This is a genomic window from Hydrogenophaga flava NBRC 102514, assembly GCF_001571145.1.
GTDB classification, from domain to species: Bacteria; Pseudomonadota; Gammaproteobacteria; order Burkholderiales; family Burkholderiaceae_C; genus Hydrogenophaga; species Hydrogenophaga flava.
Map to the genome: position 1 here is coordinate 52058 of NZ_BCTF01000013.1, position 13647 is coordinate 65704.

11 protein-coding genes are annotated in these 13647 nt (G+C 69.2%); all 11 read left to right on the forward strand.

The features are described 5' to 3' along the window. The first annotated feature begins 143 nt into the window (after positions 1 to 143). The 11 genes from bchF to acsF are packed head-to-tail and all read left to right on the forward strand — an operon-like array spanning position 144 to position 13647. On the forward strand, positions 144 to 656 hold the full coding sequence (gene bchF, locus HFL01S_RS12655; protein WP_157538861.1) for a 2-vinyl bacteriochlorophyllide hydratase: 513 nt from the start codon (positions 144 to 146) through the stop codon (positions 654 to 656). After that, positions 653 to 1990, forward strand: a complete 1338-nt coding sequence (locus HFL01S_RS12660; protein WP_084383267.1) for a ferredoxin:protochlorophyllide reductase (ATP-dependent) subunit N — start codon at positions 653 to 655, stop codon at positions 1988 to 1990. The genes bchF and HFL01S_RS12660 overlap by 4 nt, the downstream gene beginning before the upstream one ends. After that, positions 1981 to 3594 carry a ferredoxin:protochlorophyllide reductase (ATP-dependent) subunit B gene (gene bchB, locus HFL01S_RS12665; RefSeq protein WP_066258939.1) on the forward strand — a complete coding sequence of 538 codons (1614 nt, stop codon included), beginning with the start codon at positions 1981 to 1983 and terminating at the stop codon, positions 3592 to 3594. Before HFL01S_RS12660 ends, bchB begins: the two co-directional genes overlap by 10 nt. After that, the gene (locus tag HFL01S_RS12670; RefSeq protein ID WP_066258941.1) at positions 3569 to 7432 is read left to right on the forward strand and encodes a magnesium chelatase subunit H; all 3864 of its coding nucleotides are present in this window, start codon (positions 3569 to 3571) and stop codon (positions 7430 to 7432) included. The genes bchB and HFL01S_RS12670 overlap by 26 nt, the downstream gene beginning before the upstream one ends. Continuing rightward, positions 7429 to 8352 (forward strand): ferredoxin:protochlorophyllide reductase (ATP-dependent) iron-sulfur ATP-binding protein, encoded by a 924-nt coding sequence (bchL, locus tag HFL01S_RS12675; RefSeq protein ID WP_066258943.1) that lies wholly within the window; start codon positions 7429 to 7431, stop codon positions 8350 to 8352. The genes HFL01S_RS12670 and bchL overlap by 4 nt, the downstream gene beginning before the upstream one ends. A 13-nt stretch (positions 8353 to 8365) precedes the next feature. Beyond that, positions 8366 to 9094 (forward strand): magnesium protoporphyrin IX methyltransferase, encoded by a 729-nt coding sequence (bchM, locus tag HFL01S_RS12680; RefSeq protein ID WP_066258945.1) that lies wholly within the window; start codon positions 8366 to 8368, stop codon positions 9092 to 9094. Then, positions 9091 to 10524 carry a BCD family MFS transporter gene (locus tag HFL01S_RS12685; protein ID WP_369407732.1) on the forward strand — a complete coding sequence of 478 codons (1434 nt, stop codon included), beginning with the start codon at positions 9091 to 9093 and terminating at the stop codon, positions 10522 to 10524. The genes bchM and HFL01S_RS12685 overlap by 4 nt, the downstream gene beginning before the upstream one ends. A gap of 25 nt (positions 10525 to 10549) precedes the next feature. After that, complete coding sequence (gene puhA, locus HFL01S_RS12690; RefSeq protein ID WP_066258947.1) at positions 10550 to 11311, forward strand: photosynthetic reaction center subunit H; 762 nt, start codon at positions 10550 to 10552, stop codon at positions 11309 to 11311. Further along, a complete protein-coding gene (gene puhB / locus HFL01S_RS12695; protein WP_084383268.1) occupies positions 11308 to 12003 on the forward strand; it encodes a photosynthetic complex putative assembly protein PuhB in 696 nt (231 codons plus the stop codon). Before puhA ends, puhB begins: the two co-directional genes overlap by 4 nt. 25 nt (positions 12004 to 12028) lie before the next feature. Then, complete coding sequence (puhC, locus tag HFL01S_RS12700; protein ID WP_066258949.1) at positions 12029 to 12478, forward strand: photosynthetic complex assembly protein PuhC; 450 nt, start codon at positions 12029 to 12031, stop codon at positions 12476 to 12478. Between the two features lie 32 nt (positions 12479 to 12510). Then, a complete protein-coding gene (gene acsF, locus HFL01S_RS12705) occupies positions 12511 to 13647 on the forward strand; it encodes a magnesium-protoporphyrin IX monomethyl ester (oxidative) cyclase (RefSeq protein WP_084383269.1) in 1137 nt (378 codons plus the stop codon).

Genomic DNA, 13647 nt, shown 5'->3' on the forward strand with positions numbered 1-13647 from the left:
CGTCGTCAAAACATTTCCGATCAAACCTGAACGCACTGTAGCCGGCGCCAACTGGATGTCAACAAAAATATACGTCAATATAAATTGACACTTCAACCCGGAAGTTCTAAATTGGGTCCCAGAGCAACCAGGAGACACGACCGATGATTGCCGAGAACCCCGGGTTGACACCTGCCCGCCCACCGCTTTACACGCCGCTGCAGCGCCAGCGCCGCGACGGGTCGATGTGGACCCTGGTGCAGGGCATCCTGGCCCCGTTGCAGTTCCTGGTGTTCCTGGTCAGCCTGGCGCTGGTGCTGCGCTTCCTGCTCACCGGCGAAGGCGAGCAGGCGGCCACCCTGTCGGTGGTGGTCAAGACGCTCGCGCTCTACGCCATCATGGTGACGGGCTGCGTCTGGGAAAAGGTCGTGTTCGGCCAGTACCTGTTCGCCCCGGCCTTCTTCTGGGAAGACGTCTTCAGCATGGCGGTGCTGGCGCTGCACACCGCCTACCTGCTGGCCCTGTTCAACGGCTGGCTCGACGCGCGCGGCCTGATGGCCCTGGCCCTGGCGGCCTACGCGGCCTACGTGGTCAACGCCGGCCAGTTCCTCTGGAAGCTGCGCATGGCCCGCCTGCAGGGTGAGCCGGCGGCCGGTCCCCAAGGGGTGGCGGCATGATCCCGATCCGCGCGGCCTCAGCCGGCTGCAGCGACGCGCCGGTGCTGCGCGAGCGCGGCCAGCGCGAGGTGTTCTGCGGCCTGACCGGCATCATCTGGCTGCACCGCAAGATCCAGGACGCGTTCTTCCTCGTGGTCGGCTCGCGCACCTGCGCGCACCTGATCCAGAGCGCGGCTGGCGTGATGATCTTTGCCGAGCCACGGTTCGCCACGGCCATCATCGACGAGCGCGATCTGGCCGGGCTGGCCGACTGCAACGACGAACTGGACCGTGTGGTCACGCGGCTGATCGAGCGCCGGCCCGAGATCAAGCTCCTGTTCCTAGTGGGTTCCTGCCCCTCGGAAGTGATCAAGCTGGACCTGTCGCGCGCCGCGCAGCGGCTGTCGAACCGTTTCAACCCCGGCGTGCGGGTGCTGAACTATTCGGGCAGCGGCATTGAGACCACCTTCACCCAGGGCGAAGACGCGTGTCTGGCCTCCCTGGTGCCCAGCCTGCCGGCTTCTGACAAAGCGGCGCCGGCCGAGCTGATGGTGGTCGGCACCCTGGCCGACGTGGTGGAAGACCAGTTCGCCCGCCTGTTCCAGCAACTGGGCATCGGCCCGGTGCGCTTCTTCCCGCCGCGCCAGGCGACCCAGCTGCCGCCGGTCGGGCCCAACACCCGCTTCCTGCTGGCCCAGCCTTTCCTGGCCGACACCGCGCTGGCGCTCGAAGCGCGAGGTGCGCAGCGCCTGGCCGCGCCGTTCCCGCTGGGTGTCGAGGGCACGACCGCCTGGCTGCAGGCGGCGGCCAGCGCTTTTGGCGTCAGCGCCGACACCTTTGCCCGCGCGACCGCTCCGGCCCGCGAACGCGCCGCCGCCGCGCTGGCCCGCCAGCGCAGCCAGCTGGCTGGCCAGCGCATCTTTTTCTTCCCCGACTCGCAGCTCGAAATCCCGCTGGCCCGCTTCCTTTCGCGCGAACTCGGCATGTCGCTGGCCGAGGTCGGCACGCCCTACTTGCACCGCAGCCACATGGCCGAAGAGCTGGCGCTGCTGCCCGAGGGCACCTTCCTGAGCGAAGGCCAGGACGTGGAAAAGCAGCTCGACCGCTGCCGCGCCGCCCAGCCGGACATCGTGGTCTGTGGCCTGGGCCTGGCGAATCCGCTCGAAGCCGAAGGCCTGACCACCAAGTGGGCGATCGAGCTGGTGTTCACCCCCATCCAGGGGTACGAACAGGCCCCCGATCTGGCCGAGCTGTTCGCCCGCCCGCTGGTGCGCCGCACGCGGCTGGCCGGTCCTGTCGTTGGAGCTGTCGCGGTGGCCGCAGGAACCCAGCCGGAGGCCCTGCCATGCAACTGACGCTCTGGACCTACGAAGGCCCGCCGCACGTGGGCGCCATGCGCATCGCCACCGCCATGAAAGGCGTGCACTACGTGCTGCACGCGCCGCAGGGCGACACCTACGCCGACTTGCTGTTCACCATGATCGAGCGCGACGCCAAGCGCCCGCCGGTGACCTACACCACGTTCCAGGCGCGCGACCTGGGCGGCGACACGGCCGAGCTGTTCAAGAACGCGGCGCGCGAGGCCTTCGAGCGCTTCGCGCCGCAGGCCATGATGGTCGGCTCGTCGTGCACCGCCGAGCTGATCCAGGACGACCCGGGCGGCCTGTGCAAGGCGCTGGATCTGCCGGTGCCGGTGGTGGCGCTGGAACTGCCGTCGTACCAGCGCAAGGAAAACTGGGGCGCAGCCGAAACCTTCTATCAGATGGTGCGCCAGCTGGCCGACACCTCGGTGCGCCGCGCGCCCCGCGAAGCCGGGCAACGCGCCCGCTGCAACATCCTCGGCCCGGCGGCGCTGGGCTTTCGCCACCGCGACGACCTGCGCGAGATCACCGCGCTGCTCACCGATATGGGCATCGATATCAACGTCACCGCGCCGCTGGGTGCTTCTCCCGCAGACATCGCACGCATCGGCGACGCCGACTTCAACGTGGTGCTCTACCCGGAAATCGCCTCGGTCGCGGCCGGCTGGCTCAAGCGCACGTTTGGCCAGCCTTCGACCAAGGTGGTGCCCATCGGCAGCGGCGCCACGCGCGACTTCATCGCCGAAGTGGCGGCGCTCGCCGGTGTGGACGCCAGCACCGTGCTGGACAACGCCAACGCCCGCGCCCCCTGGTACGCGCGCTCGGTCGATTCCACCTACCTCACGTCCAAACGCGTGTTCGTGTTTGGCGACGCGACCCACGTGGTCGCCGCGGCCCGCATCGCACAGGACGAGATGGGCTTCACCGTGGTCGGCCTGGGCACCTACAGCCGCGAGTTCGCCCGCGAGGTGCGCGAAGCCGCTGCGCTGTACGGCGTGGACGCGCTGATCAGCGACGACTACCTCGACGTGGAAGCGCGCATCGCCGAGCTGCAGCCCGAGCTGGTGCTGGGCTCGCAGATGGAACGCCACATCGCCAAGCGCCTGGGCATTCCCTGCGCCGTTATCTCCGCCCCGGTGCATGTGCAGGACTTCCCGGCGCGCTACTCGCCGCAGATGGGTTTTGAAGGCGCCAACGTGTTGTTCGACACCTGGGTGCACCCGCTGATGATGGGTTTGGAAGAACACCTGATCGGCATGTTCCGCGGCGACGCCGAGTTCCACGAAGACGCCGCGCCCTCGCACCTGGGCGGCAGTGTGTCGCGCCCGGCCGCTGCGCCGATCTCTGCACCAGACAGCGAGCCGGAGCTGCCCGAAGCGGTCGCCGCGCAGGCCGATGCGGCCATCGCCGCTGCGGCCGACAGCTCGGCGCAGGTGGTGGCCACCTGGGCGGCCGAAGCCGAAAAAGAGCTTCGCAAGATTCCGTTCTTTGTTCGCGGCAAGGCCCGCCGCAACACCGAAACCTACGCCAGGGACAAAGGCCTGCCCGTGATCACCCTGGAGACCCTCTACGATGCCAAAGCCCACTTCAGCCGCTGACGCCCGGCCGCTGTCCCCAGGCGTGCGCGTGGTGCTGGTCACCATGGACAGCCACCTGGCCAGCGCCGCCGAACGCGCGAACCGCAGCCTGTCCAAGGCCGTGCCCGGCCTCTCGCTGGTGGTGCACGCAGCGTCCGAATGGCGCGACGATGCCGCTGCCCTGCAGCGCTGCACCGACGACATCGCCCGGGGCGACATCGTGCTGGTCAGCATGCTGTTCATGGAAGACCACTTCCTGCCGGTGCTGCCGGCGCTGCAGGCGCGGCGCGCGCACTGCGACGCCATGGTCTGCCTGATGTCGGCCGCGGAGGTGACCAAGCTCACCCGCATGGGCAAGTTCGACATGAGCGCGCCCACCAGCGGCCCGCTGGCCTTCCTGAAAAAGCTGCGCGGCAAGAGCAGCGCCGACGTCAACATCTCGGCCGAAGACAAGACCACCGCCGGCGCACGCCAGATGCGCATGCTGCGCCGCCTGCCCAAGATCCTGCGGTTCATCCCGGGCACCGCGCAGGACGTGCGCGCCTATTTCCTGACCATGCAGTACTGGCTGGCCGGGTCCGAACAGAACATGTTCAACCTGGTGCAGTTCCTGGTCGACCGCTACGCCGACGGTGCGCGCCGCAGTCTGCGCGGCACCCTCAAGCCCGGTGTGCCGCTGGAGTACCCGGAAGTCGGCGTCTACCACCCGCGCATGGCGCAGCGCATGTCGGCCGAGCAGGGCGACCTGCCGCGCGTGGCCACCAGCGGCCAGCACGGCACCGTGGGCCTGCTGGTCATGCGCTCGTACCTGCTGGCGGGCAACACCGGCCACTACGACGGCGTCATCACCGCGCTGGAAGCGCGTGGCATGAAGGTGATCCCTGCGTTCGCGACCGGGCTGGACAACCGCCCGGCCATCGACGGCTATTTCTTCAAGGACGGCCAACCCGCCATCGACGCGCTGGTGTCGCTGACCGGCTTCTCGCTGATCGGCGGCCCGGCCTACAACGACGCGCAGGCGGCCGAAAACATCCTGGCCAAGCTCGACGTGCCTTACCTCGCGGTCACGCCGGTGGAGTTCCAGACGCTGGACCACTGGGGTGCCTCGCCGCGCGGCCTGCTGCCGGTCGAGTCCACCATGATGGTGGCGATCCCCGAGCTGGACGGCGCCACCGGTTCCATGGTCTACGGCGGTCGCGGTGGCGCCAAGCAGGTCAGCTGCAGCGGCTGCGCCAAGGCCTGCACCTTCGACGCCCTCGAAGGCGCGCACGACATGCAGACCTGCAGCGAGCGCGCCGACGCGCTGGCCGCGCGCGTGGGCAAGCTGATCGCGCTGCGCCGCTCCGAGCGGGCGAACCGCAAGGTGGCGGCCGTGATCTTCAACTTCCCGCCCAACGCCGGCAACACCGGCACCGCGGCCCACCTGGCGGTGTTCGAGTCGCTCTTCAACACGCTGGCCGCGATGCAGCGCCAGGGCTACACCGTGGACCTGCCCGCCAGCGTGGACGCGCTGCGCGAACGCCTCATCACCGGCAACGCCGCGCAGTACGGCGCGCCGGCCAATGTGCACGCCACCGTGGCGGTGGACGACCACGTGCGGCGCGAGCGGCACCTGCGGCAGATCGAAGCCGCGTGGGGCCCAGCACCCGGCCAGCTGCTCAGCGACGGCAGCCGCATCTTCATCATGGGCGAGCGCTTCGGCAACGTGTTCGTCGGCATCCAGCCGGGCATGGGCTACGAGGGCGACCCGATGCGCCTGCTGTTCGAGCAGGGCTTCGCGCCGACCCATGCGTTCTCGGCCTTCTACCGCTGGATCCGCGAAGACTTCGGCGCCCACGCTGCGCTGCATTTCGGCACCCACGGCGCACTCGAATTCATGCCCGGCAAGCAGAACGGCCTGACCGCCGACTGCTGGCCCGACCGGCTGATCGGCGACATGCCCAACATGTACCTCTACGCCTCCAACAACCCGTCGGAAGGCACCATCACCAAGCGCCGCGCTGCGGCCACGCTGATCAGCTACCTGACGCCGCCGGTGGCGCAAGCCGGCCTCTACAAGGGCCTGATGGAACTCAAGGGTCTGCTGGAGCGCTTTCGCAGCCTGGAACCCGAGGCGCAGGCCGAGCGCGACGAGATGGTTCCCATGATCCAGGCGCTGGCGCAGGAGCTGGAGCTGTGCACCGACGGCGCGGACTGGAGCGATGCCGAGGCGCAGATCGTGCGGCTGACCGAGGCCGTGCTGGAGCTGGAGTACACGCTGATTCCGTGCGGCCTGCACGTGGTGGGGCAGACGCCCAACCTGTGCGAACGCGTCGAGCTGCTGCTGGCCTGCGCCCAGGCCACCCACGGCGAAGCGGCGGGCGAGCAGGTCTTGCGCCCCGCCGTCGAAGCCCTGGTGCAGGGCGCCACGCCCGAGGCGGCGCTGGCCGAGCTGCACGAGCGCGCTCCCTCGGCCGCGCCGCTGGACCCGGTGGCCGATGCGCGCATCCTCGCCATGCTGCGCGAGCTGGCCAAGACCGACGCGCTGATGTGCCAGGACCATGAAATGGACGGCATCCTGCGCGCGCTGGACGGCCGCTTCCTGCGCCCGGCGCCCGGCGGCGACCTGCTGCGCACGCCGGCCATCCTGCCCACGGGCCGCAACGTGCACGGCTTTGATCCGTTCCGCATCCCCAGCGCCTACGCCGTGAAAGACGGCGCGCGCCAGGCCGAGCGCCTGATCGCCCGCCACATGGCCGACGGCAACACCTTCCCCGATTCCATCGCCATGGTGCTCTGGGGCACCGACAACCTCAAGAGCGAAGGCGGGCCCATCGGGCAGGCGCTGGCACTGATGGGCGCGCGGCCCCGCTTCGACAGCTACGGTCGCCTGGCCGGCGCCGAGCTGGTGCCGCTGGCCGAGCTGGGCCGTCCGCGCATCGACGTGGTGATCTCGCTCTCGGGCATCTTCCGCGACCTGCTGCCGCTGCAGATCCGCCTGCTGGCCGAGGCCGCGTTCCTGGCCGCCAGTGCCGACGAGCCGTCCGACCAGAACGCGATCCGGCGCCACGCGCTGGCCTACCAGGCCGAACACGGCGTCGACCTGGAAACCGCGTCGCTGCGGGTGTTCGGCAACGCCGAGGGCGCGTACGGCGCCAACGTCGGCAGCCTGATCGACAACAGCCGCTGGGAAGACCCGGACGAGCTCGCCGAGACCTACAGCCGCCGCAAGGGCTTTGCCTACGGCCGCTCCGGCCAGCCGGTGCAGCACGCGCAGCTGCTCAAAAGCGTGCTGGCCGATGTGCAGCTGGCCTACCAGAACCTCGATTCGGTCGAGCTGGGCGTGACCACGGTGGACACCTACTTCGACACCCTGGGCGGTGTGAGCCGCGCGATCCAGCGCGCCAAGGCGCAGCGCGATGGCGCGGGCGCCGCGGTGGCGCCGGTCTACATCGGCGACCAGACGCGCGACAGCCACGGCGGCGGCACGGTGCGCACGCTGGGCGAACAGGTCGCCATCGAAACCCGCACCCGCATGCTCAACCCCAAGTGGACCGAGGGCATGCTCAAGCACGGCTTCGAGGGTGTGCGCCAGATCGAGGTGCACCTGACCAACACCATGGGCTGGTCGGCCACCACCGGCCAGGTGCAGCCCTGGGTCTACGAACAGCTGACCCAGGCCTTCATGCTCGACCCCGAGATGCGCCGGCGCCTGGCCGAGCTCAACCCCACCGCGTCGGCGCGTGTGGCCAGCCGTTTGCTGGAAGCGTCCGACCGCCAGTTCTGGCAACCCGATCCTTCGGTTCTGAAGGCCCTCCGTGAAGCCAGCGAAGAGCTGGAAGACCGGCTGGAAGGCGTGTACGAAGGAGCCCCCGCATGATCACCGAAACCAGCGTTCCCCTGACCGACCTGCGCCGCGCCGCGGGCCTGGCGCCCCGCAAAGACGGCGAGGGCAGCGTGCAGGTGCAGCTCGACCCGTCGCTGAAGATCGGCAACGCGAAAGTGTTTGCCATCTACGGCAAGGGCGGCATCGGCAAGAGCACCACCAGCTCCAACCTGTCGGCCGCGTTTTCGCATCTGGGCAAGCGCGTGCTGCAGATCGGCTGCGACCCGAAACACGACAGCACCTTCACGCTGACCAAGAAGATGCTGCCCACGGTGATCGACGTGCTCGAAACCGTGGACTTCCACCCCGAGGAGCTGCGGCCCGAGGACTTCGTCTTCCCCGGCTACAACGGTGTGATGTGCGTCGAGGCCGGTGGCCCGCCCGCCGGCACCGGCTGCGGCGGCTACGTGGTGGGCCAGACGGTCAAGCTGCTGAAGGAACACCACCTGCTCGAAGACACCGACGTGGTGATCTTCGACGTGCTGGGCGATGTGGTCTGCGGTGGTTTTGCGGCGCCGCTGCAGCACGCCGACCGCGCGCTCATCGTCACCGCCAACGACTTCGACTCGATCTTCGCGATGAACCGCATCGTGCAGGCCATCGGCGCCAAGGCCAAGAACTACAACGTGCGCCTGGGTGGCGTGATCGCCAACCGCAGCGCGGCCACGGACCAGATCGACAAGTACAACGACCAGATCGGCCTGAAGCTGGCCGCGCACTTCCCCGACCTGGACGTGATCCGCCGCAGCCGCCTGAAGAAAAGCACGCTGTTCGAGATGGAGACCTCGCCCGAGCTGGAACTGGTCAAGGCCGAGTACATGCGCCTGGCCGCGTCGCTCTGGCTGGGCGTGGAGCCGCTGGCGGCCGTGCCCATGAAAGACCGCGACATCTTCGACCTGCTGGGCTTCGACTGATTCCGGAGACACCATGCCCCAAACCACCTATCTCGAACGCCGCGACCAGATCGAAACCTATTTCGACCGCACCGCCGCGCAAGCCTGGGAACGCCTGACCTCGACCGCGCCGGTCGGCCGCATCCGCGCCACGGTGCGCGCCGGGCGTGACCAGATGCGCGGCACGCTGCTGGACTGGCTGCCCGACGACATGCGCGGCCTGCGCCTGCTGGACGCCGGTTGCGGCACCGGCGCACTGGCCGTGGAGGCGGCGCAGCGCGGTGCCGAGGTGGTCGCGATCGATCTTTCGCCCACCTTGGTGCAACTGGCGCGTGAGCGTCATCTCGCAAATCTTGCGCGCGAGCGCCACGGCAGCGGAGGCGGGCAGGGCGGCCGCATCCACTTCACCTCGGGCGACATGCTCGACGAGGCGCTGGGCCATTTCGACCACGTGGTCGCGATGGACTCGCTGATCCACTACGACACGCCCGACATCGTGGCCGCGCTGCACCGGCTCGCGCTGCGCACACGCGGCAGCCTGCTGTTCACCTTCGCGCCGCGCACGCCGCTGCTGGCGGCCATGCACCGCGTGGGGCGGATGTTCCCGCGCAGCGACCGCTCGCCCGCGCTCACGCCGGTGGCGCAGCCGCGCCTGCGGCTGGGGCTGGAGCGCAGCATCGGCGCCAGCGGGTGGCGCGAGGGCCGCAGCCACCGGGTGGCCAGCGGCTTCTACACCTCGCAGGCCTGGGAGTGGACGCAGTGAACCTCCAGCGCCTGCTGTCCCCCGCCTGGGCGATGAAGATCACCCAGCGGTATGTGCCGTTCGCCGACGCCGCGTCGGCCGAACTGCCGCTGGGCCGGCTGCTGCGCCTGTCGCTGTTCCAGCTGTCCATCGGCATGACGATGGCGCTGCTGGTCGGGACGCTGAACCGCGTGATGATCGTGGAGCTGGGCGTGCCGGCCTGGTGGGTGGCGCTGTCGGTGGCGCTGCCGCTGGTGTTTGCGCCGCTGCGCGCGCTGATCGGCTACCGCAGCGACACCCACCCCTCGGCGCTGGGCCTCAAGCGCATGCCGTACATGTGGATCGGCACGCTGCTGATGTTCGGTGGCCTGGCCATCATGCCGTTCGCCTTGCTGCTGCTGTCGCTGCCTGAAGGCCACGGTGTCGAAGTCTGGGCCGGGCGCATCGGCGCCGCGCTGGCGTTTTTGCTGGTGGGCGCGGGCATGCAGATCACGCAGACCGCGGGCCTGGCGCTGGCCAGCGACATCGCGCCCGAGGACAAGCGGCCGCGCGTGGTGGCTTTGCTCTACAGCACGCTGCTGGTCGGCATGATCCTGGGCAGCGGCCTGCTGGGCTGGGTGCTCACCGACTTCAGCCCGACGCGGCTGGTGCAGGTGGTGCAGGGCGCTGCGGTGGTCGTGGCACTGCTCAACATCACCTCGCTGTGGAAGCAGGAGGCGCGCGGGGCGAAGCGCGGCGCGCGCGTGGCCGACGGCTTCCGCCACAGCTGGGCGCGGCTGATGGCGATCCCGAAGATCCGCCGCTTTCTCTGGACCGTCGGCCTGGGCACCGTGGCTTTCAGCATGCAGGACGTGGTGCTTGAACCCTTCGGTGGCCAGGTGCTGGGCATGGACGTGGGCCTGACCAGTTCGCTCACCGCGATGAGCGCAGGCGGCGCGCTGCTGGCGTTTGTGCTGTCGGCCCGCATCGTTTCGCAGGGCATGGACACCATCCGCCTCGCGGCGGGTGGCGCGCTGCTCGGCTTGCCCGCGTTTGCCTGCGTGATCTTCTCGGCCCCGCTGGAGGCGCCCTGGCTGTTCCAGGCCGGCGCGGCCTTGATCGGCTTTGCCGGTGGCCTGTTCTCGGTCGGCATGCTGCTGACCGCCATGGACCTGCCCGAGCGCGAGCTCACCGGCCTGGTGCTCGGCGCCTGGGGCGCTGTGCAGGCCACAGCAGCCGGCGTGTCCATGGCCATCGGCGGTGTGCTGCGCGACGTGGTCGGCGGCCTGGCCACCGGCGGCTGGCTGGGCTCGGCGCTGAACTCGCCGGTCACCGGCTACAGCTTCGTGTTCCACCTCGAGATCTACCTGCTCTTCGTGGTGCTGATCGCGCTCGGCCCTCTGGTCAAGCGCAGCGGCCCCACACCGTCCCGCCCCGTTCACCCCATCGGTCTGGCAGAGCTGCCGGGCTGACACGCACCACCCGAAGGAGACCCTCATGGAAACAGGCGCCATCACACAGTACGTCGACGTCGCGCAGCTCGTGCTGTATGCGTTCTGGGCGTTCTTCGCAGGACTGATCTATTACCTGCTGCGAGAGAACCACCGCGAGGGCTACCCCATGGCGCCGGGCCGCGAGAACGGTCCCAAGACCGATGGCTGGCCAGCGGTGCCCAAACCCAAGACCTACAAGCTGGCCAACGGCCACGAGGTGCTCTCGCCCGACCATGCCCGCGCTGACGGCGACTACCACGGCCAACCCACCCACGGCTGGATCGGCGCCCCGCTGGAGCCGGTCGGCGACCCGCTGCTGGCCGGTGTCGGCCCGGGCGCCTGGGCCAAACGGGCCGACGTGCCCGACATGACCTATGAAGGCGAAGCCAAGATCGTGCCGCTGCGCGTGGCGGGTGACCATGGCGTGGCCGTGCAGGACACCGACCCGCGTGGCCTGCCGGTGATCGGCGCCGACGGCGAACAGGCCGGCCTGGTGCAGGACCTCTGGGTCGACAAGTCGGAAATGATGTTCCGCTACCTGGAGGTGGTGCTGCCCGCCGGTGCCACGGTGCTGCTGCCCATCAACTTCGCGCGCATCAGCAAGGACGGCGTGCAGGTGCACGCGCTGCTGGCCGACCAGTTCGCACGCGTGCCCACCACCCGCCACCCCGAGCAGATCACGATGCTGGAAGAGGAGCGCATCACCGCCTACTACGGTGCCGGCACGCTGTACGCCACGCCCCAGCGCCAGGAGCCGATGCTGTGAACGCGCACCACGAGCACGAGTTCGAGGCGGCTCCCGGGCTGCCCGAACCGCTGCCGCGCGGCGAGCGCCTGATCTGGCAGGGCAGCCCCGACTGGGTGCCGCTGGCGATCCACGCCTTCCATGTGCGCAAGCTGGCGATCTACTTCGCGGGCATGCTGGGCCTGCAGGCGCTCTACCTCTCGGGCGACCCGCAGGCCGCGCTGCTCAAGCCGCTGCTGACCAGCGCGGTGATGGCGGCGCTGGCGTTGCTGCTGCTGGGTGCCACCGCCTGGTTCGCCGCCCGCACCACGCTCTACACCCTGACCGACCGCCGCATCGTGATGCGCATCGGCGTGGTGCTCACGCTGACGCTGAACCTGCCGCTGCGCCAGATCGCCGGTGCCTCGTTCAAGCCGCTGGCTGGCGGCCACGGCGACATCGCGCTGAGCCTGGCCGGCAAGGACCGCATCGCCTTCCTCAACCTATGGCCGCACGCGCGCGCCTGGCAGCTGAAGAACCCGCAGCCCAGCCTGCGCTGCCTGCCCGGCGCCGCTGCCGTGGGCGAGCGCATCCAGCAGGCCTGGCTCGCCGCCAACCCGCAGGTGCAGGCCCAGGTCGGCGCCGCCGAGCCGGCGCCGCTGACACCCGTGGCACCGGTCGCCATGCCCAACGCGCGCCCGGTGCGCGAACACGGCGTGGCCAGCGCCGCCTGAACGTCGTCACCGCAGGAGTCCCACCATGCAAACCCACCACGAATCCCCGCTCGGTCAGGGCACACCCTGGCCCATCTGGGCCCTCGGAGCGCTGCTGCTGCTGACACTGGCCGCCGTGGCCTGGCAGAGCCGGATCGGCGGCGGGCCGGTGGCGCAGGAGACCGCCTCGGTGCAGTGGCAGCGCAGCCTGCGCTTTGAAGACCGGCCCAACGGCGACATCGCGGTGCTCGACGCCACGAGCCAGCGCGAGGTGGCGCGGTTCCAGGGCGAGCAGGGCTTTCTGCGCGGCAGCCTGCGCGCCCTGGCGCGCGAGCGGCAGCGCAGCGGCCTGGGGCCGCAGGCCCCGTTCGAACTGACCGGCCATGTGGACGGCCGCCTGACCCTGCGCGACACCGCGACCGGGCAGCGCATCGCCCTCGAATCTTTCGGACCCACCAACTCGGCCGTGTTCGCACAGCTGCAGTGGGCCCGCTGAACCCTTCCCTGACGTCCCACCGGAGCCGCGCCATGAACACCCACGAAACCCCTGCCGCCGAAGCCCGCACCGACGTCGACACCGACCATGTCGCCCTGCTGATGGACGGCATGAAGAACACCGAAACCGCCACCGAACGCGCCGCCAAGAGCACCATGCTCACGCCGCGCTTCTACACCACCGACTTCAAGGCCATGGACGCGCTGGACGTCTCGCCCGTGCGCGCCGAGTGGGACCGGATGATGGCCGAGTACGAGGGCGACAACAACCAGGACCACTTCAAGCGCGACGCCGCGTTCGGCGAAGAGCTGAAGGTCTTGATGCCCCAGCTCACGCCCGAGCTGCGCCAGGAGTTCATGGACTTCCTGATCAGCTCCTGCACCTCGGAGTTTTCGGGCTGCATCCTCTACAACGAGATCCGCAAGAACGTCAGCAACCCCGATATCAAGCAGCTGATGGCCTACATGGCGCGCGACGAATCGCGCCACGCCGGCTTCATCAACCAGTCGCTCAAAGACTTCAACCTCGGCATCGACCTGGGCAGCCTCAAGCGCGTGAAGGCCTACACCTACTTCAAGCCCAAGTACATCTTCTACGCCACGTACCTCAGCGAGAAGATCGGCTACGCGCGCTACATCACCATCTTCCGCCAGCTCGAACGCCACCCCGACAAGCGCTTCCACCCGATCTTTCGCTGGTTCGAGCGCTGGTGCAACGACGAATTCCGCCACGGCGAATCGTTCGCGCTCATGATGCGCGCCCAGCCGCACCTGCTGACCGGGGTCAACAAGCTCTGGATCCGCTTCTTCATCCTCGCCGTCTACGCCACCATGTACGTGCGCGACCACACGCGGCCGATGCTGCACGAGGCCATGGGCTTCAAGTCCACCGACTACGACTACGAGGTGTTCCGCATCACCAGCCAGATCTGCCGCCAGGTCTTCCCGGTCGAGGTCGACATCGACCACCCGACGTTCCGCGTCTGCATGGACAAGTTGTTGGAGATCTCGCTGGCCAATGACAAGGCGGTGGCGCGCGGTGGCCTCGTCGGCACCGTGCAGCGCGGCTGGCACGCCGCCCGCGCCTTCTTCACCTTCGGCCGGCTGTTCCTGGTGCCGGTGAAACAGCATGAGCTGCCCAAGGACATCCGCCTCGACCCGGTCTGGTAA

Bases quoted from the DNA above. Each gene is read 5' to 3' on its own strand.
- bchM (WP_066258945.1), top strand. From the start codon at position 8,366: ATGCCCCAAACCACCTATCTCGAACGCCGCGACCAGATCGAAACCTAT.
- puhA (WP_066258947.1), top strand. From the start codon at position 10,550: ATGGAAACAGGCGCCATCACACAGTACGTCGACGTCGCGCAGCTCGTG.
- puhC (WP_066258949.1), top strand. From the start codon at position 12,029: ATGCAAACCCACCACGAATCCCCGCTCGGTCAGGGCACACCCTGGCCC.
- HFL01S_RS12660 (WP_084383267.1), top strand. From the start codon at position 653: ATGATCCCGATCCGCGCGGCCTCAGCCGGCTGCAGCGACGCGCCGGTG.
- bchL (WP_066258943.1), top strand. From the start codon at position 7,429: ATGATCACCGAAACCAGCGTTCCCCTGACCGACCTGCGCCGCGCCGCG.
- bchF (WP_157538861.1), top strand. From the start codon at position 144: ATGATTGCCGAGAACCCCGGGTTGACACCTGCCCGCCCACCGCTTTAC.
- bchB (WP_066258939.1), top strand. From the start codon at position 1,981: ATGCAACTGACGCTCTGGACCTACGAAGGCCCGCCGCACGTGGGCGCC.
- acsF (WP_084383269.1), top strand. From the start codon at position 12,511: ATGAACACCCACGAAACCCCTGCCGCCGAAGCCCGCACCGACGTCGAC.
- HFL01S_RS12670 (WP_066258941.1), top strand. From the start codon at position 3,569: ATGCCAAAGCCCACTTCAGCCGCTGACGCCCGGCCGCTGTCCCCAGGC.